General features: G+C 60.6%; 25 protein-coding genes and 1 pseudogene. 14 read left to right on the forward strand and 12 right to left on the reverse strand.

Annotated elements, in window-relative coordinates; all coding sequences use genetic code 11:
- Nucleotides 1-100 precede the first annotated feature (100 nt).
- A complete protein-coding gene (locus ACIPOO_RS11810) occupies nucleotides 101-556 on the reverse strand; it encodes a GNAT family N-acetyltransferase (RefSeq protein ID WP_400606966.1) in 456 nt (151 codons plus the stop codon).
- 646 nt (nucleotides 557-1,202) lie between these two features.
- On the opposite strand from ACIPOO_RS11810, the gene ACIPOO_RS11815 reads away from it, so the two are divergent.
- The 9 genes from ACIPOO_RS11815 to ACIPOO_RS11855 all read left to right on the forward strand — a co-directional run bounded on the left by ACIPOO_RS11815 (nucleotide 1,203) and on the right by ACIPOO_RS11855 (nucleotide 12,473).
- On the forward strand, nucleotides 1,203-2,288 hold the full coding sequence (locus ACIPOO_RS11815; protein ID WP_400606968.1) for a 3-deoxy-7-phosphoheptulonate synthase: 1,086 nt from the start codon (nucleotides 1,203-1,205) through the stop codon (nucleotides 2,286-2,288).
- A 90-nt stretch (nucleotides 2,289-2,378) separates the two neighbouring features.
- On the forward strand, nucleotides 2,379-2,660 hold the full coding sequence (locus tag ACIPOO_RS11820) for a peptidylprolyl isomerase (protein WP_274130911.1): 282 nt from the start codon (nucleotides 2,379-2,381) through the stop codon (nucleotides 2,658-2,660).
- Nucleotides 2,661-2,995: 335 nt separating this feature from the next.
- Nucleotides 2,996-4,864: an extracellular solute-binding protein gene (locus ACIPOO_RS11825; RefSeq protein ID WP_400606970.1), complete on the forward strand. Its 1,869-nt coding sequence runs from the start codon at nucleotides 2,996-2,998 to the stop codon at nucleotides 4,862-4,864.
- On the forward strand, nucleotides 4,864-5,928 hold the full coding sequence (locus tag ACIPOO_RS11830) for a microcin C ABC transporter permease YejB (RefSeq protein WP_400606972.1): 1,065 nt from the start codon (nucleotides 4,864-4,866) through the stop codon (nucleotides 5,926-5,928). The genes ACIPOO_RS11825 and ACIPOO_RS11830 overlap by 1 nt, the downstream gene beginning before the upstream one ends.
- A complete protein-coding gene (locus ACIPOO_RS11835) occupies nucleotides 5,928-6,950 on the forward strand; it encodes an ABC transporter permease (RefSeq protein WP_400606974.1) in 1,023 nt (340 codons plus the stop codon). Before ACIPOO_RS11830 ends, ACIPOO_RS11835 begins: the two co-directional genes overlap by 1 nt.
- Nucleotide 6,951: 1 nt before the next feature.
- On the forward strand, nucleotides 6,952-8,535 hold the full coding sequence (locus tag ACIPOO_RS11840; RefSeq protein ID WP_400606976.1) for an ABC transporter ATP-binding protein: 1,584 nt from the start codon (nucleotides 6,952-6,954) through the stop codon (nucleotides 8,533-8,535).
- A gap of 77 nt (nucleotides 8,536-8,612) precedes the next feature.
- Nucleotides 8,613-10,028: a sigma-54 interaction domain-containing protein gene (locus tag ACIPOO_RS11845; protein ID WP_400606978.1), complete on the forward strand. Its 1,416-nt coding sequence runs from the start codon at nucleotides 8,613-8,615 to the stop codon at nucleotides 10,026-10,028.
- A 272-nt stretch (nucleotides 10,029-10,300) separates the two neighbouring features.
- The gene (locus tag ACIPOO_RS11850) at nucleotides 10,301-11,692 is read left to right on the forward strand and encodes a GntP family permease (RefSeq protein ID WP_274130905.1); all 1,392 of its coding nucleotides are present in this window, start codon (nucleotides 10,301-10,303) and stop codon (nucleotides 11,690-11,692) included.
- 10 nt (nucleotides 11,693-11,702) lie between these two features.
- Nucleotides 11,703-12,473: a 3-hydroxybutyrate dehydrogenase gene (locus tag ACIPOO_RS11855; RefSeq protein WP_400606981.1), complete on the forward strand. Its 771-nt coding sequence runs from the start codon at nucleotides 11,703-11,705 to the stop codon at nucleotides 12,471-12,473.
- Nucleotides 12,474-12,632: 159 nt separating this feature from the next.
- Here ACIPOO_RS11855 and ACIPOO_RS11860 read toward each other — a convergent pair whose 3' ends face one another.
- On the reverse strand, nucleotides 12,633-13,799 hold the full coding sequence (locus ACIPOO_RS11860; protein WP_274130903.1) for a PilT/PilU family type 4a pilus ATPase: 1,167 nt from the start codon (nucleotides 13,797-13,799) through the stop codon (nucleotides 12,633-12,635).
- Nucleotides 13,800-13,963: 164 nt separating this feature from the next.
- Between ACIPOO_RS11860 and ACIPOO_RS11865 the strand changes: the two genes are divergently transcribed.
- Nucleotides 13,964-14,239, forward strand: coding sequence for a peptidylprolyl isomerase (locus ACIPOO_RS11865; protein ID WP_400606984.1), 276 nt, complete (start codon nucleotides 13,964-13,966; stop codon nucleotides 14,237-14,239).
- A gap of 184 nt (nucleotides 14,240-14,423) precedes the next feature.
- Here ACIPOO_RS11865 and ACIPOO_RS11870 read toward each other — a convergent pair whose 3' ends face one another.
- From ACIPOO_RS11870 to ACIPOO_RS11905, 8 genes are all read right to left on the reverse strand, one after another.
- Complete coding sequence (locus ACIPOO_RS11870; RefSeq protein WP_400606986.1) at nucleotides 14,424-15,365, reverse strand: sugar kinase; 942 nt, start codon at nucleotides 15,363-15,365, stop codon at nucleotides 14,424-14,426.
- Nucleotides 15,366-15,377: 12 nt separating this feature from the next.
- Nucleotides 15,378-16,583, reverse strand: coding sequence for an amino acid deaminase (locus ACIPOO_RS11875; protein WP_400606988.1), 1,206 nt, complete (start codon nucleotides 16,581-16,583; stop codon nucleotides 15,378-15,380).
- Nucleotides 16,584-16,643: 60 nt separating this feature from the next.
- Nucleotides 16,644-17,408 (reverse strand): IclR family transcriptional regulator, encoded by a 765-nt coding sequence (locus tag ACIPOO_RS11880; protein ID WP_400606990.1) that lies wholly within the window; start codon nucleotides 17,406-17,408, stop codon nucleotides 16,644-16,646.
- Between the two features lie 161 nt (nucleotides 17,409-17,569).
- Nucleotides 17,570-17,956 (reverse strand): RidA family protein, encoded by a 387-nt coding sequence (locus ACIPOO_RS11885; protein ID WP_400606992.1) that lies wholly within the window; start codon nucleotides 17,954-17,956, stop codon nucleotides 17,570-17,572.
- Between the two features lie 24 nt (nucleotides 17,957-17,980).
- Nucleotides 17,981-18,772, reverse strand: a complete 792-nt coding sequence (locus ACIPOO_RS11890; RefSeq protein ID WP_274134627.1) for an amino acid ABC transporter ATP-binding protein — start codon at nucleotides 18,770-18,772, stop codon at nucleotides 17,981-17,983.
- Nucleotides 18,769-19,431: an amino acid ABC transporter permease gene (locus tag ACIPOO_RS11895; RefSeq protein WP_274134629.1), complete on the reverse strand. Its 663-nt coding sequence runs from the start codon at nucleotides 19,429-19,431 to the stop codon at nucleotides 18,769-18,771. Before ACIPOO_RS11895 ends, ACIPOO_RS11890 begins: the two co-directional genes overlap by 4 nt.
- A gap of 12 nt (nucleotides 19,432-19,443) precedes the next feature.
- Complete coding sequence (locus ACIPOO_RS11900; protein ID WP_274134630.1) at nucleotides 19,444-20,106, reverse strand: amino acid ABC transporter permease; 663 nt, start codon at nucleotides 20,104-20,106, stop codon at nucleotides 19,444-19,446.
- 64 nt (nucleotides 20,107-20,170) lie between these two features.
- Nucleotides 20,171-21,019 (reverse strand): transporter substrate-binding domain-containing protein, encoded by an 849-nt coding sequence (locus ACIPOO_RS11905; RefSeq protein ID WP_274134632.1) that lies wholly within the window; start codon nucleotides 21,017-21,019, stop codon nucleotides 20,171-20,173.
- 374 nt (nucleotides 21,020-21,393) lie between these two features.
- Here ACIPOO_RS11905 and ACIPOO_RS11910 point away from each other — a divergent pair, with 374 nt between their 5' ends.
- Together ACIPOO_RS11910 and ACIPOO_RS11915 are read left to right on the forward strand one after the other, a co-directional pair.
- On the forward strand, nucleotides 21,394-21,681 hold the full coding sequence (locus ACIPOO_RS11910; protein ID WP_400606995.1) for a hypothetical protein: 288 nt from the start codon (nucleotides 21,394-21,396) through the stop codon (nucleotides 21,679-21,681).
- Between the two features lie 219 nt (nucleotides 21,682-21,900).
- Complete coding sequence (locus ACIPOO_RS11915; protein WP_400606997.1) at nucleotides 21,901-22,269, forward strand: NUDIX hydrolase; 369 nt, start codon at nucleotides 21,901-21,903, stop codon at nucleotides 22,267-22,269.
- A 9-nt stretch (nucleotides 22,270-22,278) separates the two neighbouring features.
- Here ACIPOO_RS11915 and ACIPOO_RS11920 read toward each other — a convergent pair whose 3' ends face one another.
- Nucleotides 22,279-22,593 (reverse strand): hypothetical protein, encoded by a 315-nt coding sequence (locus ACIPOO_RS11920; protein WP_400606999.1) that lies wholly within the window; start codon nucleotides 22,591-22,593, stop codon nucleotides 22,279-22,281.
- Between the two features lie 10 nt (nucleotides 22,594-22,603).
- Nucleotides 22,604-22,798: a hypothetical protein gene (locus ACIPOO_RS11925; RefSeq protein ID WP_400607001.1), complete on the reverse strand. Its 195-nt coding sequence runs from the start codon at nucleotides 22,796-22,798 to the stop codon at nucleotides 22,604-22,606.
- 613 nt (nucleotides 22,799-23,411) lie between these two features.
- Here ACIPOO_RS11925 and ACIPOO_RS11930 point away from each other — a divergent pair.
- Both ACIPOO_RS11930 and ACIPOO_RS11935 read left to right on the forward strand, forming a co-directional pair.
- Entirely contained in the window at nucleotides 23,412-23,843 is a 432-nt protein-coding gene (locus tag ACIPOO_RS11930; protein ID WP_400607003.1) for a hypothetical protein, read from the forward strand.
- Nucleotides 23,844-24,520: 677 nt separating this feature from the next.
- Nucleotides 24,521-24,883: pseudogene (locus tag ACIPOO_RS11935) on the forward strand (site-specific integrase); the annotation flags it as partial.
- Nucleotides 24,884-24,894: the final 11 nt, after the last annotated feature.

Here is a 24,894-nt window from a genome sequence, read left to right on the forward strand (position 1 = left end):
AAGTTTCTTTAAGAGTTGGAGGCTCATCACTGTCCCGGAGCGCTTCTTCTATCTGTAAGGATGCCGTCTGTTTCGCACTTTCAGCACCACCGACGCGTCTTCACCCCGCCTCCACGGCTCTCTCCATGCAGTAAAGCTCAGCGTCTTCATGCACATGGGCATAGCCCAGCCTGCGGTAGAGCTGTGTCGCCGGGTTGCTTTTGAACACTTTCAGACGAATGTGGGTGCAGCCCCGCTCTCGGGCGATACCTGCGATGCATCGCATCAGCCAGCCGCCCACACCCTCAGCTCGATAGGCTTCTATCAACTGCACGTCACGCAGGTAGAGGTAGCCGCCTTCGATGGTGAACCCCAGAAAACCGATCAGCCGGCCAACCTTGTGCACCCGGTAGCTTTCGCGCTCCGGCCATTGAGCGTCGAAGGCGTCCGGTTGCCAGACCATCCCGTGCCTTGCGTAGTAATCACGCATGTTGACCCGCGTCAGCTCCCGCGCGAACGGCAGGTCATCGTCCGTCGCCGGGTGCAGGCGCAGATCCTCTTCTCGGGCGGTCGCCATGTAAGCCCCTCATCATCCTTGCGGTGGTGCCATTCTACTGACCGACCGCAGATTGACCAGCCCGGGCCCGGAATAGAGCGGCGCAAGTGTAACTTTTGATGAGGGCCATTGAATTTTCCAATTGAATTAGCCCACCTGCCTGAAGTAAGCTCGGTTTCAACTTACGGAGACAGACCATGTTGCCTTCCACCCTTTCCCAGCCTTGCCGCCCTGCCGACGCCTCGCGTCTGGTAGCGGACACTGCTGTGTGGAACGCGGCCGCAGTCTGCTCGCCTGTTTCTTATTTTTATGGGTATTGGTTTAGCCACTGGCGCGCCTGATACCCAAACGGCGCCCACAACCACGGGACGCCAACCAGAGATAACTCTACCCCCGGTCGGCCTCCCGACCGGGGGTTTCGTTTTTCTGGGCCCCGTAAAACCTGACTAACGCTTCACACAGAGGATCAAGACATGAACTACAGCACCTATTACCGCAACGACATCGACTTCGCATGGCGATTTAGCAGCCTCCGTTCGGGACAGTCAGCCGCCTCCGACCGGTCACTTGCAGGTGGCAAATCCGTGAATCGAGCCAATACGGCACATTGTCGAACACCCCAGTAGGCCCGCGCGGGATATTGCCCGCCGGCCAGGAAGCCCTGAACATGAATTCGTCCGTCGCTGCAAAAAATCTGTCTGACATGCCGGTCAACACCGTGACCCTGATCGACAGTCACCCTGCCCCACAACGCTTGCCCAGCACCCTGGCGCTGAAAAACCAGTTGCCGCTGGACGCCGCCCTCACTGCGCAGATCCAGGCCCATCGCCAGTCGGTGCGCGCCATCCTCAACGGTGAAGACTCCCGCCTGCTGGTCGTCGTAGGCCCCTGCTCCATCCATGATCCGCAATCGGCCCTGGAATACGCTGGCCGCCTGGCCGAGCTTGCCACCGAAGTCAGCGACCAGATGCTGCTGGTGATGCGCGCCTATGTCGAAAAGCCCCGCACCACCGTTGGCTGGAAAGGCCTGGCTTACGATCCGCACCTGGACGGCAGCGATGACATGACCGCAGGCCTGACCCTGTCGCGACACCTGATGCGCGAAATGACCCGCCTCGGCCTGCCGATTGCAACCGAGCTGCTGCAACCCATGGCCGCCGGCTACTTCGACGATCTGCTGAGCTGGGTGGCCATCGGCGCACGCACCACCGAATCGCAGATCCACCGGGAAATGGCCAGCGGCCTGCAGATGCCGGTCGGTTTCAAGAACGGTACCGACGGCGGGATTTCCGTCGCTTGCGATGCGATTCGTTCGGCGGCCCATGCCCATCGCCACTTCGGTATCGACCGCCAGGGCCACCCCGCGATCATCGAGACCCAGGGCAACCCGGACACGCACGTCGTGCTGCGCGGCGGCCACAACGGCCCGAACTTCGATGCCGCAAGCGTGGCGCAGGTCAATGCAAGCCTGGACAAGAACCGCATCGCGGCGCGCATCATGGTCGATTGCAGCCACGCCAACAGCGGCAAGGACCCTCTGCGTCAGCCTCAGGTGTTCAATGACGTGCTCCAGCAACGCCTGGCGGGCGACCAGACCCTCATCGGCATGATGCTGGAGAGCCATCTGTTCGAAGGCTGCCAGCCGCTGAGTGAGTCGATGCGCTACGGGGTTTCGGTCACCGATGGCTGCCTGGGCTGGGATGGCACCGAACGCCTGTTGCGTGAGGCGGTCAACCAGTTGCGCTACCGTTAACGGCCGTCAGACTGACAAGCCGGAACTTTCTCGGGAAAAGCCTTCCTTAATCCGGTAGGCTCTTTCTTTTTTTTGACAGGAGTAACTCACATGGCCAGAGCTACCGCTCGCCACATCCTTGTTTCCAGTGAAGAAAAGTGCAACGAACTCAAAGCCCAGATCGAGAACGGCGCCGACTTCGCCGAAGTCGCCAAGGCCAACTCCAGCTGCCCTTCCAGCCGCCAGGGCGGTGACCTGGGCTCGTTCGGCCCAGGCCAGATGGTCAAGGAATTCGACACTGTCGTGTTCAGCGCTCCGGTGAACGTCGTGCAGGGTCCGGTGAAGACCCAGTTCGGCTATCACCTGCTGGAAGTGACCAGTCGTCAGGACTGATCCACAGGTCACCCCACAAACGGCCCGCCCTCAGAAGCGGGCCGTTTTTTTTTGGTGCGGCGTATTTCGTTGCTGTATCGATTCCGGCAAAGAATTTGCTTTAACTTTTGTTCGGCCCGCAAGGCCGGTACATTGGCACGATGGTGCAAGCTGTTTATCCGGGCTGCGCTGCCGCTGCGTCATGATCCAGCCGTATTGTGCGGTTACAAAGACACAGCCGTTGCGGTACCTTGCCACCACAGGTAACGAATAAAAAATATAGGGACGGGCCGCAATCGCCCGCCCATGACCTCAAACCCTGATGCCCGCAAACGGCGTCAGTCAGGATTCGTGTAATGCGTTTTGTTTTTTCATCGCTGATGGCCGCAACACTGGTCCTGCTTTCAGGTCTGCAACCTCTGTCCGCTGCTCCTCAATATGCCCTGACCGTCTACGGCGAGGCGCCTCGTTACCCTGCCGATTTCAAGCATTTCGACTACGTCAATCCCGATGCCCCAAAAGGCGGCAGCATGCGCCGCTCGGCACAGGAAATCGGGCAGTTCGATCACATCATGCCGTACATCGACAAGGGCACCGGGGTGTCTCAGGTCAACGGCTTGCTGTACTCACCGCTGGCGGTCAAGTCACTGGATGAGCCCTACACCGTCTATGGCCTGATCGCCGAAAAGATGGAGCGCGCCGCCGACGGCATGTCCCTGCGTTTCTACCTCAATCCCAGGGCGAAGTTCTCCGACGGCACCCCGATCACCGCCCAGGACGTGCGCTTTACCTACGATTTGCTGATGACCCAGGGCAGCCTGTCCTATCGCACCGAGTTCGGTGACGTCAAAGGCGTCGAGGTCGAATCGCCGACCCAGATCCGCTTTGACTTCAAGAGCAACGAAAGTCGCACCCTGCCGCTGGACCTGGCATCCCTGCCGGTGTTTCCGGAGCACTGGTGGAAGGACCGGGATTTCGCCAATGGCGGCGGCTTCGAAGCGCCTGTAGGCAGCGGCCCGTACCGTGTCGGCAAGGTAGACCCGGGGCGCAGCATTACCTTCGAGCGCAACCCGGACTGGTGGGCCAGGGATCTGCCGGTCACCCGGGGGACGTACAACTTCGATCACTTCAGCGTCGAGTACTTCGGTGACACCGACGTCGCCCGGCAGGTGCTGCTCGGTGGCGGCTACGACTACAACCGCGAGTATTCGGCTACTGGCTATTCAGTGCGCTATGACAGCCCTGCGCTGACCGAAGGCCGCCTGCAGCGGGCGCATCTGGCCCCAGGCATGGTGCAAAGCTCCCAGGGTTTCGTGTTCAACCTGGACCGGCCCAAGTTCCAGGACCGCCGGGTGCGCCAGGCCCTGGCCATGCTGTGGGATTTCGAATGGACCAACCGGCAGATGATGCGCAACGTGTACGTGCGCCAGAACAGCTACTTCTCCAACAGCGATCTGGCGGCGACGCAATTGCCGACCGAGTCGGAGCTGAAGATCCTCGACCCCCTGCGCGACCAGATCCCGCCAGAGGTCTTCACCACCGTGTTCCAGACACCCAAGACCGACGGCACTGGCTTCATTCGCGACAAGCAACTGCAAGCCCTGGCCTTGCTGGAGGAAGCCGGCTGGATGCCCAAGGGCGACAAGCTGGTGAACGCCGAGGGCGAACCGCTCAGCTTCACGTTCCTCAACGGCCAGAGCGGTTTTGAAAAGATCCTGCTGCCCTACAAACGCAACCTGGCACAGATCGGCATCGATTTCGAAATCCGCCGCATCGATTCGGCGCAGTACCTGAACCGGGTCATGGCCCGGGACTACGACATGATCGTGACCGGCTACAGCGTCTCGACCTCACCGGGCATGGAGCTGTACAACAACTTCGGCTCCAAGGTGGCCAAGGACTCGGGCTCCAGCAACTACATGGTGCTGCGCGACCCGGCCATCGACACGCTGATCTACGGCCTGGCCAAGGCCGACAGCAAGCCTGCGATGATCGACTATGCCCATGCGCTGGATCGCGTGCTGCAATGGGGCTTCTACTGGATTCCTAATTACTACCCGCCGGGCTCGTCCACGGTGTGGTGGAACCGCTTTGGCATTCCCAAGGTTCAGGCCAACAACAGCGAGGCCATCGACACCTGGTGGGAGCTAAGCCCACAGGCCTTGAGCCGTGAGCAATTCGCCCAGCAACGGGGTAACTCGGCGCTACCCTGGGAGGTGAAGTGATGTTTGGCTACCTGATGCGGCGCCTGCTGCTGATTATTCCGACCCTGCTGTGCATCCTCCTGGTGAACTTCTTCATCGTCCAGGCCGCGCCCGGCGGGCCGGTCGAGCAGGCAATCGCCAAGTTGCAAGGTGTGGCGGGCGGCACCATTGGCGCCGGGCACACCGAAACCATGAATGTCGGCCAATCCCGCGCCAGCCGCGGGCTGGACCCCAAGCTCATCAAGGAGATCGAGCACCAGTACGGCTTCGACAAACCGCTGCATGAACGCCTGTGGCTGATGCTGAAGAACTATGCGCGGCTGGATTTCGGCAACAGCTTCTTTCGCGGCGCCAAGGTCACCGACCTGATCCTGCAAAAGATGCCCGTCTCGATATCACTGGGCCTGTGGGCGACGCTGATCACCTATCTGGTGTCGATCCCGCTGGGCATTCGCAAGGCGGTCAAGCACGGCAGTCATTTCGACATCTGGAGCAGCACCGCGATCATCATTGGCTACGCCATGCCCGCATTCCTGTTTGCCATGCTGCTGGTGGTGCTGTTCGCCGGCGGCACCTCGCTGAGCTGGTTCCCGGTGCGCGGGCTGGTGTCGGAGAACTTTGACTCATTGTCCACCCTGGGCAAGATCGCCGACTACTTCTGGCACCTGGTGCTGCCGGTCATGTCGCTGGTGATCGGTGGGTTCGCGACGCTGACCATTCTCACCAAGAACTCCTTCCTCAACGAGGTGACCCGCCAGTACGTGATCACCGCCCGGGCCAAGGGCCTGAGCGAGCATCGCGTGCTGTACGGTCATGTATTCCGCAACGCGATGCTGCTGGTGGTGGCGGGCATTCCCCAGGCGTTCATCAGCGTGTTCTTCGCGGGATCGCTGATGATTGAGGTGATCTTCTCCCTCGATGGCCTGGGGCGCATGAGCTATGAAGCGGCCGTTTCCCGGGATTACCCGGTGGTGTTCGGCACGCTGTTCATCTTCACGCTGTTCGGGCTTCTGATCAAACTGGTCGGGGACATCTGCTACACCCTGGTCGACCCCCGAATCGACTTCAGCGCGAGGAATGCATGATGCGCAGGCTGTCTCCGGTGGCTCGCCGACGTTTCGAGCGCTTTCGCAACAACCGCCGTGGCTGGTGGTCGTTGTGGCTGTTCTGTGGGCTGTTCGTCATCAGCCTGTGCGGGGAACTGATCGCCAACGACAAGCCGTTGGTGCTCAGTTACCAACACGAATTGTACTTTCCTGCCTTCAAACGCTACACCGAGGTGGAGTTTGGCGGCCAGTTGCCCTTCCAGCCCGATTACCGCAGCGATTATGTGCGCGAGCTGATTACCAAGGGCGATGGCTGGATGTTGTTCCCGCCGATCCCCTTCAGCGATGACACACCCAACTATGACCTGAACAAGCCAGCTCCCAGTCCGCCCTCGGAAATCAACTGGCTGGGCACCGACGACCAGGCCCGCGACGTGCTGGCGCGGGTCATCTTCGGCTCCCGTGTGTCGATCCTGTTCGCCCTGGCACTGACCGTTATCAGCGCCTTGATCGGCATTGCCGCAGGTGCGTTGCAGGGCTATTACGGCGGCTGGGTGGACCTGATCGGCCAGCGGCTGCTGGAGGTCTGGTCCGGCCTGCCGGTGCTGTACCTGCTAATTATTCTCTCCGGGTTTGTCGAGCCCAACTTCTGGTGGCTTCTAGGGATCATGGCGCTGTTCTCATGGCTGGCACTGGTCGATGTGGTGCGAGCCGAGTTCCTGCGCGGGCGCAACCTGGAGTACGTCAAGGCCGCCCGTGCGCTGGGCCTCGATGACCGCAAAGTCATCATGCGGCACATTCTGCCCAACGCCATGAACGCCACCTTGAGCTACCTGCCGTTCATCCTGACCGGTGCGATCTCCACCCTGACGGCCCTCGATTTCCTAGGCTTCGGCATGCCCGCCGGCAGCGCCTCGCTGGGCGAACTGATCGGTCAGGGCAAGCAGAACCTGCAGGCCCCATGGCTGGGCTTCACGGCATTCTTCACCCTGGCGCTGATTCTGTCGTTGCTGGTGTTCATTGGCGAGGCGTTGCGCGACGCCTTCGACCCGAGGTCCTGACATGTCTGAAAACCTGATTGAAATCCGGAACCTGTCAGTATCTTTTAATGGAAATACTGTCGTCAGGAATCTGAGCCTGGACATCCCTGCGGGCCAGTGTCTGGCGCTGGTTGGCGAGTCTGGCTCGGGCAAGTCCGTCACCGCGCACTCGATTCTGCAACTGTTGCCCCAGGCCGGCACCGTCAGCACCGGCAGCATTCGCTATCGTGGCCAGGAGCTGCTCGGCGCCGATGGCAAGCTGATGCGGCGCATCCGTGGCAACCAGATCGCGATGATCTTCCAGGAGCCGATGACCTCGCTGAACCCGCTGCACACGGTGGCCAAGCAGATCGGCGAGACCCTGTTGCTGCACAAGGGCATGAGTGGCAAGGCCGCGCAGGTACGCATTCTCGAATTGCTGGAGCTGGTGGGCATCCAGCACCCCAAGAAGCGCCTGAAGGCCTATCCGCATCAATTGTCGGGTGGGCAGCGGCAACGGGTAATGATTGCCATGGCGCTGGCTTGCGAGCCCGAGTTGCTCATCGCCGACGAACCGACCACGGCGCTCGATGTCACCGTTCAGCGTAAAATTCTGTTGCTGCTCAAGAACTTGCAGCAACGTCTTAACATGTCACTTCTACTCATCAGCCACGACCTCAACCTGGTCCACAGCATTGCCCAGCAAGTCTGCGTGATGCGCGCCGGTGAAATAGTCGAGCAGTCCAATTGCCACACCCTGTTCAAAACCCCGCAACACCCCTACAGCCGCCTGCTGCTTGACGCAGAACCCGCAGGCGAGCCGCTTCCCCGGGATACACGTGAGAAAGTACTTGAAGTCGAAAACCTGCGCGTCTGGTTCTCCCTGGGCGGCGGGATCTTCAATCGCCATCACGAATACCTCAAGGCCGTGGACGATATAAGCCTGAGCATCGAGCGTGGCAAGACCCTGGGCATCGTGGGCGAGTCCGGCTCCGGCAAATCGACACTTGGTCAGGCAATCCTGCGCTTGCTCGAATCGCGTGGCAGTATCCGCTTCAAGGGCCAGTCACTGGACACCCTGAACCAGAAGCAGATGCGCCCCTGGCGCAAGCAGATGCAGGTGGTGTTTCAAGACCCTTATGGCAGTCTCAGCCCGCGCATGTCGGTGGCGCAGATCATCAGCGAGGGGCTGGAAGTCCACAGCGAACTGGACAAGGTGTGCTGTGAGGCCGAAGTGATTCGTGTACTGGAGGAAGTCGGCATCGATCCGTTGAGCCGGCATCGTTACCCCCATGAATTTTCCGGCGGGCAGCGGCAGCGTATCGCCATTGCCCGGGCGTTGGTGCTCAAACCTGCCCTGATCCTGCTCGATGAACCGACGTCCGCACTGGATCGCACCGTGCAGAAACAGGTCGTCGCGCTGTTGCGTCAGTTGCAGGAAAAACACGGCCTGACCTACCTGTTCATCAGCCATGACCTGGCGGTGGTGCGTGCGCTTGCCCATGACCTGATCGTGGTCAAGGACGGCAAGGTGGTCGAGCGCGGCGCCAGTCATGACGTATTCGATGCGCCTCAGCACCCCTATACCAAGGAACTGCTGGCGGCGGCGCACCCGGGCTTCAACTGAGACAGGCATTGAATAACAGCGAAAACCAGCAGTCTGTGCGGCCAGTTGCCGGAGTAACAGGAACTACGGAACAGTGCATGAAAGACAGTGACAGCCTCAAGGATTACCGACGCGTGCGGCGACTGGCGATCCGTTCGCTGTTCGAAATCATCGAGCAGTCCAGTGAAGGTACTGTGATCGTGGACAAGGAAGCGCGGATCGTCTGGATCAACGAGCGCTATGCCAGGCGTTTCGGGCTGGAAGATGCCAGCCGTGCGGTCGGTCAGCCCTGTGAGAAAGTGATTCCCGGCAGCCTGCTGCGCCAGGTGGCGAGCAACGGCCAGCCGATCCTGCTGGACATGATGGACACCGCCAAGGACCCGCTGGTGGTGATGCGCCTGCCAATCCACGACGACGTCGGCGGTGTGATCGGTGCCATCGGCTTTGCCCTGTTCGATGAACTGCACGCGCTGTCGCCGCTGCTCAAGCGTTACCTGAGCATGCAGCAGGAGCTGGCCTCGACCCGCTCGCTTTTACGCCAGCGTCAGGCAAAGTACAGCTTTGCGCATTTCATCGGCACCAGTGCCGCCAGCCTTGAAGTCAAACGCCGGGCGCGGCGCAGCGCCAGCACGGAATCGCCTGTATTGCTGTTGGGCGAAACCGGCACCGGCAAGGAGCTGTTGGCCCACGCCATCCACAACACTTCGCCACGGGCGCACAAGGCGTTCGTGAGCATCAACAGCGCGGCAATCCCCGAGACCCTGCTTGAAGCCGAGTTTTTCGGCACCGCACCGGGAGCGTTTACCGGCGCGGATCGTCGTGGTCGCCAGGGCAAGCTGCATCTGGCCGAGGGCGGCACACTGTTTCTCGACGAGATCGGCGACATGCCCCTGCCTTTGCAGAGCAAGTTGTTGCGGGTGTTGCAGGAGAAAGAATACGAACCCGTGGGCTCCAACCAGATGGTCAAGAGCGACGTGCGGTTGATCGCGGCGACTTCCACCGACCTTGAAGCGGCGATCAAGCGCGGCGAGTTCCGCGCTGACCTGTATTACCGTCTCAACGTGCTGCCGATTGCCGTGCCGCCCTTGCGCGAGCGGCTGGATGATCTGCCGGCCCTGAGCGAGGCGATTCTGGAGGAGCTGCGCAGCCAGCATGATCTGACGCTCTCGGGAATGGCGATGCTTGGACAGCACGCCTGGCCGGGCAACATCCGCGAACTGCGCAATGTACTGGAACGCGCCGCATTGCTCAGTGACGACCCGCACCTTGAAGCCGAGGACATCCGGGCGGCCATCGGCACATTGGTGCCTGTGGTGAGGACGGCTCCTGCGCTGTCGGCTTCAGCCAGCCAGGAGTCCTACAGCGATGCCCGGCAGCGCTTCGACCGCGATCTGATCCAGACGCGCCTGGCCCAATGCAAGGGCAACGTGGTGCTGGCGGCGCAGCAGTTGGGGCTGGGACGGTCGACGCTTTACAAAAAGATGGCGGCGTTGGGGATTGTTGAGTCTCAATAACGAGACACGTCCACAAAAAGAGACAGCAGTTCAAACGACGTTCCCGTAGCAGCACGGCTTGCCGGCGGGAGCGATCTTGAGAATGTCCCCGCCGGCAAGCCGTGCTGCTACGGGTCGGGTGTCTCAATAATGAGACTTCAACGCACGCCGCTGAGGTTCTCATCTAATATAATTGATATAAATCAATAACTTAGCCACCTGGCACAAAATTGGCTATACCTCCTGTTACGCGGCTCGACCGCTTCCATAAGAAAAACAACAGGAGACACTCGATGAGTGTGATCATCGCCTTGGCAGCCCTTGCGCTGTTGATGCTTGCTGCTTACCGTGGTTACAGCGTTATTCTCTTTGCCCCCATCGCCGCCTTGGGCGCGGTGCTGCTGACCGATCCTTCCGCCGTGGCCCCGGCCTTTACCGGCGTGTTCATGGACAAGATGGTGGGCTTCGTCAAACTCTACTTCCCCGTGTTCCTGCTCGGCGCCGTGTTCGGCAAGCTGATCGAGCTGTCCGGATTTTCCCGCTCTATCGTCGCCGCCGCCATTCGGTTACTCGGCACCCGTCAGGCGATGCTGGTGATCGTGCTGGTCTGCGCCTTGCTCACCTACGGCGGCGTTTCGCTGTTCGTGGTGGTGTTCGCGGTGTACCCCTTTGCCGCCGAGATGTTTCGCCAGAGCGACATCCCCAAGCGCCTGATTCCCGCGACCATCGCCCTGGGTGCGTTCTCCTTCACCATGGACGCACTGCCCGGCACGCCGCAGATCCAGAACATCATCCCCTCGACCTTCTTCAACACCACCGCGTGGGCCGCGCCCTGGCTGGGCCTGATCGGCACCGCGTTCGTGTTCTGCGCTGGCATGCTGTTCCTCCAGCGCCAGCGCAACAAGGCCCAGCGCGCCGGTGAAGGTTACGGCACCGAACTGCGCAACGAACCGGAGACCGCCGAAGACATCCGGCTGCCCAACCCCTGGATCGCCCTGGCGCCCTTGCTGTTGGTGGGCGTGATGAACCTGCTGTTCACCCAGTGGATTCCCCAGTGGTACGGCAAGACCCACACCCTGGCGCTGCCGGGCATGGCGGCGCCGGTGCAGACTGAAATCTCCAAGATCACCGCAATCTGGGCCGTTGAAGCAGCTTTGCTGGTGGGCATTGTGTTCGTGCTGCTGTTTGCCTTTAGTGCCGTGAAATCGAAGCTGGCCGAGGGCAGCAAGGGCGCGGTCAGTGGCGCGCTGCTGGCGGCGATGAACACGGCGTCCGAGTACGGCTTCGGCGCAGTGATCGCTTCCCTGCCAGGCTTTCTGGTGCTGGCGGACTGGCTCAAATCCATCCCCAATCCGTTGGTCAACGAAGCGATCACCGTCACCTTGCTGGCGGGGATCACCGGCTCGGCCTCGGGCGGCATGAGCATCGCGCTGGCGGCGATGTCCGACAGTTTCATCAGCGCCGCCCACGCCGCCAACATTCCGCTGGAGGTCCTGCACCGGGTCGCGGCCATGGCCAGTGGCGGCATGGACACCCTGCCCCACAACGGCGCCGTCATCACCCTGCTGGCGGTCACGGGGCTCACCCACCGCGAGGCGTACAAGGATATTTTCGGTATCACCATCATCAAGACCCTGGCGGTCTTCGTGGTGATCGCCACGTTCTATGCAACCGGCATCGTATGAGGAATCGAACATGAGTCTGCAAGGCAAAACCGCACTGGTCACCGGCTCCACCAGCGGCATCGGGCTGGGTATCGCCCTGACGCTGGCCAAAGCCGGGGCGAACCTGGTGCTCAACGGCTTCGGCGATGCGTCGGCGGTGATCGAGCAGGTCAAACAGTACGGCGGCAAGGTCGGCCACCACCCGGCGGACGTCAGCGACGTGGCGCAGATCGCCGACATGATCGCCTATGCCGAGCGCGAGTTTGGCGGCGTGGACATTCTGGTCAACAACGCCGGCATCCAGCACGTCGATGCGGTGGAAGACTTCCCGGTGGAGAGCTGGGACAAGATCATCGCGATCAACCTGTCATCGGTGTTCCACAGCACCCGCCTGTGCCTGCCGAGCATGAAGGCCAAGGGCTGGGGGCGCATCGTCAACATCGCTTCGGTGCACGGCCTGGTGGGCTCGACCGGCAAGGCGGCCTACGTGGCAGCCAAGCACGGGGTCATTGGGCTGACCAAGGTGGTCGGCCTGGAAACGGCGACCAGCAAAGTGACCTGCAACGCCATCTGCCCCGGCTGGGTGCTGACGCCACTGGTGCAGAAGCAGATCGACGATCGCGGTGCTGAAACCGGCGACCTGGAGCAAGCCAAGCACGACTTGCTGGCCGAGAAGCAACCTTCGCTGGAGTTCGTCACACCGACGCAACTGGGTGAGTTGACGCTGTTTCTGTGCAGCGAAGCCGGCGCGCAGGTGCGTGGCGCGGCGTGGAATATCGATGGGGGGTGGTTGGCGCGCTGAGATTGCCTTTGCGGCTGACTCATGCGTAATCCTTGAAATCGCCCCCGCCGGCAAGCCGTGCTGCTACGGTTTCAACGTCGTCCACAACATCGGCGATCACATCGAACCGTCGTAGCAGCACGGCTTGCCGGCGGGGGCGTCCTGGAAGCCGCCATTGCTCTAGGAACCGGGCTCGTCCCGCTCGTCCACCAACCCCCAATCCTTCACGTCCACCTGGGCCGCAGGCTGCGGGGCTGGGGGTGGCGTGGTGATGGTGCTCGGACCGTTTTCGTTGTGCAGCTTCAGACGCAGGCGCACGTTGTTCGCCGAGTCGGCATTCTTCAGCGCTTCGTCTTCGCTGATCGCCCCTTCGATGGCCAGGTCATACAGCGCATTGTCGAACGTCTGCATGCCCAGGTTCGTGGACTTCTCCATGATGCCCTTGAGTTCGGTCAGCTCGTTGCGGTGAATCAGGTCGCGGATGGTCGGCGTGCCGAGCATCACTTCCACCGCCGCCCGGCGCTTGCCGTCCTTGGTCTTGACCAGCCGCTGGGAAACGAACGCCTTGAGGTTGTTGCCCAGATCGTGCAGCAACTGCGGCCGACGCTCTTCGGGGAAGAAGTTGATGATGCGGTCCAGCGCCTGGTTGGCGTTGTTGGCGTGCAGGGTGGAAATCGCCAGGTGGCCGGTGTCGGCGAACGCCAGGGCGTGTTCCATGGTTTCGCGGTCGCGGATCTCGCCGATCAGGATCACATCAGGCGCCTGGCGCAAGGTATTCTTCAGCGCGGCATGAAAGCTGCGGGTATCGACCCCGACTTCGCGCTGGTTGATGATCGACTTCTTGTGCCGGTGGATGAACTCCACCGGATCCTCAATGGTGATGATATGCCCGCTGGCGTGGCGGTTGCGGTGGTCGATCAACGCCGCAAGCGACGTGGACTTGCCCGAGCCGGTCGCGCCGACGAACAACACCAGCCCGTGTTTTTCCATGACCACGTCCAGCAGCACGGGCGGCAGGTGCAGGTCTTCGAACTTGGGGATGTCGAGCTTGATGTTACGCGCGACGATGGACACCTCGTTGCGCTGCTTGAAGATGTTGATCCGGAAACGCCCGACCCCCGACAGGGAAAACGCCAGGTTCATCTCAAGCTCGCGTTCGAAGTCCTGCTTCTGTTCGGCGTCCATGATGCCGTCGGCAATCAGCGCCACGTCGCCAGGCTTGAAGGCCTCGGTGCCCAGGGGCTTGAGCACGCCATTGAACTTGGCGCACGGCGGCGCACCGGTGGAGAGATAGAGATCCGATCCGTCCTGGGTGGCAAGAACCTTCAACAACGCCGGGAAATCCATAAGTCACACCGCACATAAAGGTTTTAAGAAGACTGCAGGTCGACAGCAACGTTCGCGCCCCTAAGACTAGACGCATGCTGCAGGCTCGACGAAAGTGAAGGAAATTACCTGAAATCCCGCCGCAAGGGCATAATGCGCGGCTTTTTTATCGAGGCATTTTCATCATGAAAGCTCAAGCCCGGCACATTCTGGTCAAGACCGCCGAAGAAGCCGAGAAGCTCAAGCAACGCATTGCCCAGGGCGAAGCGTTCGATGTACTGGCAAAGAAGTACTCCACCTGCCCGTCCGGCAAGCGCGGCGGCGACCTGGGCGAGGTGCGCCCCGGCCAGATGGTGTCCGCCATCGATCAGATCATCTTCAAGAAACCGCTGCGCACGGTGCACGGGCCGGTGAAGAGCAAGTTCGGCTACCACCTGGTGCAGGTGTTTTTCCGGGATTGACCTTGCGTGTCGGTGCCGTATTGCAACGGGGATGAGCTCACATCTCACATGCACACCACGCTCCCTGTGGGAGCTGGCTTGCCAGCGAAAGCGTGCGTTCAGTCTCCGACAGCGCTGAATGACACACCGCTTTCGCGGGCAAGCCCGCTCCCACAGGCGCAATGCGGGAGCGACACGGGGTAGGTCAGGCAGGCATCACGCTGCGCGGGATCAAGGCCCCCGGATGCTGGATCACCAGGCTGGCCAGCCGGTGCCCCGCCTCTGCCGCTTCCTGCGGGCCACCACCACGCAGACGCCTGGCCAGGTAACCCGCACTGAACGAATCCCCCGCCGCTGTGGTGTCAACCACTTTGCTCACCGGTTGCGCCGCAATTTCATAACGGCGATTGTCGGCGCGCACGAGGCAACTCTGGGCGCCGCGCTTGACCACCACTTCCTTCACACCCATGTCGCGGTAGGCGCTCAGGATCTGCTCGCTGTCGGTGTAGCCGAACAGCGCCTGCTCATCGTCTTCGGTGAGCAAGGCGACATCGACCTCGTGCATGACCGAACGGTACGCCTGGCGCGCCTGATCAACACTGCGCCACAGACGCGGCCGGTAATTGTTGTCGAACACCACGCAGGCCCCACGATCCCGGGCGTCGCCCAGGGTCGAGAGCAGCCGCGCCCGTCCGACCTCGCCCAGCACCGCCAGGGTGATGCCGCTGAAGTACAACACATCGTATTGCACCAGCGCCTCCAGCACAGCGTCGGCGGACGGCGTGGTGAAACACTCGCGCACCGCCGCCTCGTTGCGCCAGTACAGGAAGCGCCGCTCGCCGTTTTCGTCGGTCTGGATGCAGTACAAGCCTGGCAAACGCCCCGGCAAGCGCTGGACCTGACTCAGGCCGATGCCCTCCTCGGTCCAGATCGCACACATGGCATCGCTGAAACTGTCGTCGCCCAGCGCGGTGACGTAATCGACCTGCGCCGCCGAACCCAGCAAGCGCGACAGGTAGACCGCCGTGTTCAGGGTATCGCCACCGAAGCTCTGCTTGAGGGTGCCGTTGGCGTGCTGCTGCAACTCGATCATGCATTCGCCGATCAGCGCCACCCGCGGGTGGCTGTGGCTGACAAGTTCACTCATCGCCCATCTCCGTCAGAAGCAGGTGTCGAAGGATTCGATCACGCTCAGGTCATCACCTACCAGGCAGCCGGTGCGCCACTTATCGAAGGTCAGGCACGGGTGCGAAGTGCCGAAGGAAATGATGTCGCCCACTTTCAGGTCACATCCCGGCGCCACGGTCATGAACGCGTGCTGATCCATCACAGCGGTCACTTTGCAGGCGCTGACATCGTCGCCCACGGCAGGCACCACGCCGGCCTTGTAACGCTTGATCGGGTTCGGCATGCCGGCGTCGAACGCCACGTCACGCTTGCCCAGGGCAATCACCGCAAAGCCGGGCTCGGGCATCGACTGCACGTGCGCCCAGACTTCCATGGCCGGTTGCAGGCCTTCGGAGAGATCCTGACGGCGGTCGAGCACACAGCACTGCGCCTCTTTGTAGATGCCGTGGTCATGCACCACGTAGCTGCCGGGGCGCAGCACGCCAAGGAAGCGTTCGCGAACCTGCTGCTTGTCGAACTCCTCGGCGATCAGGTCGTACCAGGCCGAGCCCGACGCCGTGACGATCGGGCGGTCCAGCGCGAAAGCGCCCTTGTCTTGCAGGGTCACCGCCAGGCGCACCAGCGAGGCTGCAAACGCACGAATCCCGGCGATGGCCTTGTCGCCGTGGATCACGCCTTCGTAACCCTCGATACCGGTGAGTTTCAGGGCCGGTTGCGCGGCGATGGCGTCGGCCAGATCCATGACTTCCTGCTCGGTGCGGCAACCGCAACGGCCACCGACCACGCCGTATTCGATCATGACGTTGAGTTGCACGCCCTTGGAGGCGAAGAACTCACCCAGCGCCTTGACGTTGTCCGGATGGTCGACCATGCAGTGGAAATCGAACTGAGTGTCGGCCAGCATCTGGGCAATGATCGCCATGTTCGGCGCGCCCACCAGTTGGTTGGCCATCAGCACCCGGCGCACACCGTGGGCATAGGCAGCGCGGGTCTGGGTGGCAGTGGCCAGGGTGATGCCCCATGCGCCTTGCTGCAACTGACGCTGGAACAGCGCCGGGACCATGCTGGTCTTGCCGTGGGGCGCGAGTTCCGCGCCGCTGTCGCTGACGAATTTCTGCATCCAGCGAATGTTGTGTTGCAGTGCCTTGTCGTGAATGACCAGCGCAGGCAGGCTGACATCCCTGACCAGGTGATCGCCAGGCTGGGTGGCGCCTTTTTCCAGTGCGGCAGTGCTCATGTGTAGTCTCCTGAATTCTTGTTCGATGGCGGATCGGGAACCGCGCAGTCTTTGAACCGGTTAATCGTTGACCCGACGGGCCAGGCCGTTGGCGCTATCGATCAGCACCTTGCGGTAGTGTTCGTAATGGGTCTTGGCGTCCGCCCGGGGCGCGACAATGCACAGGGTCGCGATGCAGATGCCCTGTTTGTCCTTCACCGGTGCGGCGAAACAATGGGTAAAGGTATCGGCGATGCTGTTGAAGGAAAAAAAGCCTTCTTCATGCGCCTTGCGGATCTCGCCGAGAAAGGTCTCGATCGGCAGGCGCTGGCCGTCCGGGAGAATGAAATCGTCTTCGTCGATCAGGTCGATGATCGACTGATCGCTCAGATGCCCCAGCAGCAGGCGGCCCGAGGCCGTCCATGGGATCGGGGCGTCTTCGCCGATGTCCGAGGAAATCCGGAAATGCCGGGCGCCCTCCTTCATCAGCGCCACGGTGTACTTGCGCCCGTTGAGCAGGCACATCTGCGCGGTTTCGCGGGTCTGCTCGACGATTTCGTTCAGGCTGACTTCAGCCTCACGGGTAAAATCGAAATGCCGCAGATGCGCCTGGCCCAGAAAATACAGCTGGCGCCCCAGGTACACATGGCCCTCCTTGCCCACGGTCTCGAGGATCCGCCGCTCGAGCAGCGAACTGACCAGCTCATAGACCGTCGATTTCGGGCTGCCGATGCCGCTGGCAATTTCATTGGGCCGCAAAGGCGTGCCCTTTTCCTTGAGGAAATCGAGAATATCGAACGCCCGGTCCAGACCACGGGCCCGGCGTTTGATGGTGTCTTCGGTCATAACAGCAGCTCCAAGCTGAGCGGCGGGGGTGCGTTAAGCACCTTTACCTTTAGAAAAAAGTCGCCAGTTTTTAGCTTCAAGCTACAAGTTTCAAGCCGCACGCGTATCGTCTTGATAAACGCGCACAGCTTGAAGCTTGGAGCTTGCGGCTTTCCACTGCTTCATTTCTTCTTGTAGGCGATGCAATCGATCTCGACCTTGCAATCGACCATCATGTTCGCCTGCACGCAGGCGCGCGCCGGGGCGTGCTCGGGCTTGAAGTATTCGCCGAAAACCTTGTTGAAGCTCCAGAAGTCACGCGGGTCTTCCAGCCAGACGCCCACACGCACCACGTCCTCCAGGCCATAACCGGCTTCGGTGAGGATCGCGACCAGGTTCTGCATGGTCTGGTGGGTCTGCTCGACGATGCCGCCCACGATGATTTCGCCATCGCGCGCTGGCACCTGGCCGGACACGTGCAGCCAGCCGTCAGCCTCGACTGCGCGGGCGAATGGACGTGGCTGGCCGCCACCTGCGGTGCTACCTGCGCCGTAACGAGTAATGCTCATGAAAGATCTCCTTGGGTTGAGCGGTTAAAAACGAATGTTCTTGAGAAATTCTGCCAGGCGCGCCGACTTCGGCTGCTCGAACAGCGCCTTGGGCGGGCCCTGCTCTTCGATGCGGCCCTGGTTCATGAAGACGATCTGGTCGGACACCTCGTACGCAAAGCGCATTTCGTGGGTGACCAAGAGCATGGTCATGCCCTCTTCGGCCAGGCCCTTGATCACGCTCAGCACTTCGCCGACCAGCTCCGGATCGAGCGCGGACGTCACTTCGTCGAACAGCATCAGGCTTGGGTTCATGGCGATGGCGCGGGCAATGGCCACGCGTTGCTGCTGTCCACCGGACAACTGCCCCGGGTAGTGATTGCGGCGTTCAAGCAGGCCCACACGCTCCAGCCATTTTTCGGCCAGGGCGACGGCCTGATCCTTGGGCAGCTTTTTTACCTTGAGCAGGCCCAGGGTGACGTTCTGCAGCGCAGTCAGGTGCGGGAACAGGTTGAATTGCTGGAACGCCATGCCGGTCATCGCCCGGTGCTGGGCGATCACGCGTTCGGGGTGGCGCACGCGCTTGCCGTTGACGTCGCTGTAGCCGATGTCCTGGCCTTCGAGACGAATGTGCCCGCCCTGGAACTCTTCGAGCAGGTTCACGCAGCGCAGCAAGGTGGTCTTGCCCGAGCCGCTGGAACCGATCAGGGTGACGACGTTGCCCTTGTTCATCTTGAGGTCAACGCCCTTGAGCACTTCCACTGGCCCGTAGGATTTGTGCAGCCCTTCGATGCTGAGGAGCGCCGGGGCGGCTTGTGCGGTTTGAGTCTGAGTCATGGCAAGGCCACCCGTTTTTCGATTTGGCGCCCGAGAAGCTCGATGGCGTAATTGATGACGAAGAAGAGGAATCCGGCGAACAGGTAAAACTCGAGGGTCATGAAGTTACGGGCGATGATCTGTTGCGTGCTGAGCAGCAACTCGGCCACTCCGATCACCGACAACAGGGTCGAAGCCTTGACGATTTCCGTGGACGAGTTCACCCAGGTCGGCAGGATCTGGCGCAAGGCCTGAGGCAGCAGCACGTAGCTCAGCGACTGGCTGAACGTCAGGCCGATGGCCTTGCCGGCTTCCAGTTGCCCACGGGGAATGGCTTGCAGCGCGCCGCGCACGATTTCCGCGACGTGGGAGCCGCAGAACAGTGTCAGGCCCAGTGCGCCCGCCTTGAACGCCGTAATCTGCCAGCCCAGCGCCGGCGCCATGTAGAAGCACGCCAGCACCAGCACGAAGACCGGTGTGCCGCGAATCAGATCGACGTAGGCGCGAAACGGCAGGCGTGCCCACCACTTGCCATAGGTCAGGATCAGACCGGCGAACATGCCCAGGATCGTACCCAGGACAATCGCCAGGCCCGCACACTGAATGCTGGTCACAAAACCCGCCCACAACGGCTCGCGGGCAATCCACAACTCATGCAGCCAGCCAGGTTGTTCGTACATATCAGCAGCCTCCTAGCGGCGAATCGCCAAGCGCTGTTCGAGGTAGCGCAAGAGCATGGCGATGAGGTAACAGGCCGCGACATACAACGCCGTGGTCACCAGCCAGGTTTCGATCACCCGGTAGCTTTCGACGTTGATCTTGCGCGCGTAATAAGTGAGTTCCGGCACCGCGATGGCCGCGGCCAGCGAGGTGTCCTTGAACAGCGAGATGAAGTTGTTCGACAGCGCCGGCAGCACGTTGCGCAGCATCACCGGAACGATGATGTACGCCCGCACCTGCCATTCACCCAGGCCGATGGCCAGGCCCGCTTCGCGCTGGCCCTTGTGGATGCTGAGCAGGCCTGCGCGAAACACTTCGGTCAGGTAGGCCCCGGCGTAGACCGACAGGGTCACGATGAACGAGGGGATCTTGTCCAGGCGAATACCAAGGCTCGGCAAGGCGAAGTAGATCAGCAGGATCAGCACCAGGATCGGCGTGTTGCGAATCACGGTGACATACACCGACGCGACGATGCGCAGCGCGCGGTACTTTGACAGCATCGCAAACGCAGCCATCAGGCCGATCACGCAGCCGATGGCGATGGAAATCAGGGCCAGTTCAAGGCCCAGGCCCAGCCCCGCCAGCAGGCTGGGGAAATCCCGCCAGACTGCCGCAAAGTTCAACTGATAATTCATGGTCAAAAGTACCTGGGACAGGAAGGCACCACGGCCCTCTCTGCCCCGTCAGTTGCAGGTTGCGTTACTTGTATTCCATCGGGAAGCCAATGGCTGGAGTCGGCAGGTCAACGCCGAACCACTTCTTGAAGGACTCCGCATACGCCGGGAATTCCACACCGGTCATGGCTTCATGCAGCGCGGTGTTGACGAAGTTCAGCCAGTCCTGGTCGCCACGTTTGACGGCGCAGGCGTAGGTCTGCGGGCTCCAGGCGAAGGCCGGGGAACGATAACGGCCAGGGTTCTGCACCATCAGGTATTTGACCGAAGACTGGTCGGTGGCGGCCGCGTCGGCGCGACCGGAGTTGATGGCCTGGTACATCAGATCGACGCTGTCGTACTGGTCAACCTTGGCCTTGGGCAGCGCCTGATGCACCAGCTCCTCGGCATAGACGTTTTGCAGCACCGCGACAGTGACGCCCTCGCCCGCGCCTTTCAGGTCGTCGATTTCCTTGTACTTGCTGTTGTTCGGCAGCAACAGCGCCACGCCCTCGCGGTAGTACGGCAGGGTGAACGCAACCTGTTGCGCGCGGCTGGCAGTGACGGTGATGAACTGGCAGCTCATGTCGACCTTGTCGGTCAGCAGGTTGGGAATCCGCGCATCGGACGATTGCACCACAAATTCGACTTTCGACGGGTCGTTGAACAAACCCTTGGCGACGATGCGCGCAATGTCGATATCAAAGCCCTGCAATTTGCCGTCGGCACCCTGGAAGTGCCAAGGCGCGTTGGTGCTGCCGGTGCCCACGACCAGATGGCCGCGCTGCAAGACGCTGTCAAGTTTGCTGTCTGCCGCCTGCGCCACAGAAACGCAGGTGGCCGCAGCCGCCAGAACAAACGCAAAAGCTTTCACAAATGAGGGTCCGCGATGCATGGGAGAAGCTCCGTCGAGTCGTTATTAATTCCGCTATAGCGGAACCTAGTTTGTAACAACGGAATGAACAGCAGGAAGTGTGCCACAGAATCGGCAAAAAGAAAGGGCCGGGAAAAAGCTCGCGAGATCAATGAGCTAGAGTTGAAATGCCATCATCGGCAGTCTTAGGAGCCGCCCGCTGCCCGCTACTGAAGGCCACATCCACGGGTAACGCGGCCCCAGCGTTGTGCGTAAAGCCCCACAATCGCGCATCGGGAGCGCCATGCGCTCAAGCCTGGGAAAGGTTGATCGACCGTTTGTCACCGGGCGCGGGACATTGACATGCCCATGAGGGCCTAAGACCAGGTAATGCCTCTGTTCAAAGGAGACGCATCATGAACACGCACACATTGGCAAGCCTGTTCCTGGCAGGCCTGCTGAGCATGAGCCCTGCCCTGAGCCTGGCGGTGTCAACCTCGGCCGCAGACGCCGGCGGCTCGGCCCTGCCGCCCGGGATCAACCCGACCACACCGGCAGGCGGAAACGGCGGTGATGCCGATGGCCTGGAGAAAAAACCGGCCAACCCGCAAGCGCCCGGCAAAGAGAAGAAGGCGGCCCCGTCCAAGAGCACTGAAAAGCCCGCCTCCACCGTGCACAAGAAATCAACCGCGCCCAAACAGTAGGTCCAACTCCTGGGTAAGGTTCACATATGAACTTTGTGTGAACCCGCGCCCGCGTGGGCTCCAGCTGCCCTAAGATGGAATCAGACGCGTGAAAATGGAATAACAACAACGGAACGTTGGCACCGTAAATGCTTCGAAGGTTTATGAAGTTTTTGTGACAGAGCTGTGACTATGTACAGTCATTGCGCTTCTCATAGGTGTACGGTGAAGGAAATTGACATGAAACAACGCGCAACTGTGATTTGCCGACGGGATAACCAGATCCTGTACGTGCGCAAGCCCAAGGCCAAGTGGACACTCCCCGGCGGCAAGATCGAAGCCGATGAATCCCCTGCCCAGGCTGCCTCCCGTGAGCTGCGCGAGGAAACCGGCCTGATCCTCGAGGACCTTTCCTACGTCACCCGCTTCGAAGGCGGCGAAGTGCTGCATCACGTCTTTGAAGTGTCTGTCACCTTCATGGCCACACCCACCGCCAGGAATGAAATCGCTGATTGCCAGTGGTTCACGGCCAAGCAACTGGGCGATCTCAAGGTCAATCCGTCCGCCAAATCCATCGTCAAGGCATTTCTGGACGACGTTAAGTCATAGCCGGACAGCTCAGGCTTTCCTTAGCGCGCAGCGTCTGGGGTGCATCAGGCTTTTGTAGGTAGCCGAGACCGAAATCCAGATCAGTGCCAAGGTGCCCGTTACCACTCCGGCCTTGTGCTCACGCAGCACACCCAACTGCTCGGGCGTCGCGGTATAGGCCATGACCCCGGCCAGCACTGCGGCCACCGCGCTTGAGCAGGACGTGGCAATGAGCAGCGCGTGGGTGAGGTCCGGTGTCTGACGGTAGAAAAGCGCGCTGGCAATGTAGACGGCAATCGCCGCCACGCTGATGAAGAACGAATACTGAAACTGAGTCTCGCTCATCGCCAACGCCTCAGAAATCCCGGGATTTGAGGATATGCAGCGCGCACGCGGCGCCGAGTACCGCACCTACCGCAGCGCTGCCCATGCCGGGCACCAGCAGGTTTGCGATGGTCGCCGAACCTGTGGTCATGGCAATCATGCGCACGTCCATCAGGCGAGAAATCAAAGGGCGAGACGAATTATTGCGAATGTCCTTGCGCGGCATGTCATGTCCATCCATGTGAGACGAAGGTGAGCGCGCTTAGGCGCTGCCCGGTTGCCAGGAAGTCTGGAAGGCCCTGGCGCGCTTGGCAATGGAGGGACATTAAAAACAGACGCTTCCTACATATGCACGGCTCTTACCCCGATGTTGGACTATCCCAAAAAGCCGAGGATGGAAATGTGCTCCAGGACCCGCAAGTACTTCTCATATCCATCCTTACCCAGGACGAGCGGGGGGACGCCGAACAAGACCGTCAAAACTGCAAACACGGCGCCTGCCCACCAGGAGCTCCGGAAAGCGAAGAGGGTACACGGCACCAGGATGAAAATGGTTATCAATACCGAGAGTTTTCTATCCCTGGCTTGCTCGTCATACCGCTCAAACATCCTGCACCTCCTGGCTCCATCTGCTGAGTATTAGCAGCGAAGAGATACGCTTACAACCCTGCCCAGCCACTGCATGGCCTCCACGTTGGGCGGCGAAGCGCAGACCGGGCTTTTTGTACCTACAGACGTGACGCGCGATGCTGCAGAAGCCAAAGTGCCACTACTTGTGTAAAATTGGCCAGCTATGCCCAGTGAGGGCTGATAACGGGTACATCCAAAGGAAGCTGGTGATGCAAGTAGTACGCAATTTTACCGTAGCCACGTTAATCGCACTGACTGGAGGATGCGCGACCGGGCTTAACTCATCTCAAGAAGCGGAGCTTGCAAGCTATCGCGCAAATAACTTGGCAGTTGAGGAAAAGAACTCGGGCGCTGCCGCTGGGCTCGGACTGTTGCCTGGCGGCGGCTCATTTTATGGTCGTGCATATGGTTACGGGGTCGTTAACCTACTGTTGTGGCCGATTTCCATTCTCTGGGATCCAGTAAGCGGGTATGACGCGGCGGAGTCCATAAACTATCAAGCCACCAGAGCGCACGTGAAGAGCTTGAAGAAAGCCGACCTCGATGAGTTGGATAGTAAGCTCGCTGCCGATGAGATTGATATGAAGGGCTACACCCTGGAAAAGCGAAAGGTTGAGGAGAAATATTCCTACAAGCTTTGATGGAAGTTTCGCTGCTTAGCCATTGCACCCAAAGCCCGCCACTTGAGCGGGCTTTTTCATGTATTGATCCGAACTGAGCACATTTGTACTCCTTCCATATTACCACCCGTTTGGATCCTTTTACTGTGTATACATACAGCAGTAAAAATGGAGGCTTACAATGCTTCAGCCGCCCGAGTTCAGCCAGGTAAAGCCCCGCTCCTACGAGCAGATCGGCCACCTGCATCACCCGGCCTCTCGCCCATCGCGGGGCCGGGTTCCTCAGATTCAATAATCGCCCAAGTAGAAAAAATGAATTTGTGACTTGCCCGCCAGGTCAAGAATTATGAACGCAGTAAATCTGACGAGGTGACAGTAATGACTATCCAGGCAGAGACACTCGTACAACTGACCGAAGCGCTCCAAGAAAGAGGAATGAACCTGGTCGCAGATGTTCACTTCACTCGAGCGCCGTACCGGCAAAATCATCGCTGGATCTGCATCGTAGAGTGACACCGCTCTCTGCCGGCGGCTCGGACTAAGACTCCACCGCCGGCCCCACTGCCCCGCTACACCGTGTTCCCTTCCTGCTCCACCAACTGAATAACCCACTCCCTGACCGCATCAGCAGGTGCCATGGCGCTCGGTTACCAAGGCGGCAACCAGCCACCGGAGGGTCACTGGGCCAATCGTTTCTGGAACATTGGCCGGGCAGAAGGCGTGGCGCGGGAAAGGATTTCGCCTACTGCTTTCCTCCCTCCAAGAACTCGGCGCACATCCGTCAGACCTCCGACCTGCACAAGCAGTGGGTCCCAACCCTGCGCGAACCAGGGGTGCGACACCGTCCACCGTATAACTGTCGTCATACTTATGCGACAATCTGCATAATGTCTGGCATGAATCCCTCCTTTATTGCCCAACAGCTCGGACACTCAGTCCAGATGCTGCTCTCCACTTATGCGCGCTGGCTCAGTTCGAGCGGCGATTGGGGTGAGATGGAAAAGCTAAGGATTGGTCCAAACCTGGTCCAAGGCCAAAACCAGCAACCAGTAACTCCTTGATAGGTAAAGCA

Origin of the sequence: Pseudomonas sp. NPDC090201 (genome assembly GCF_044746825.1) — a bacterium.
Lineage (GTDB): Bacteria > Pseudomonadota > Gammaproteobacteria > Pseudomonadales > Pseudomonadaceae > Aquipseudomonas > Aquipseudomonas putida_AD.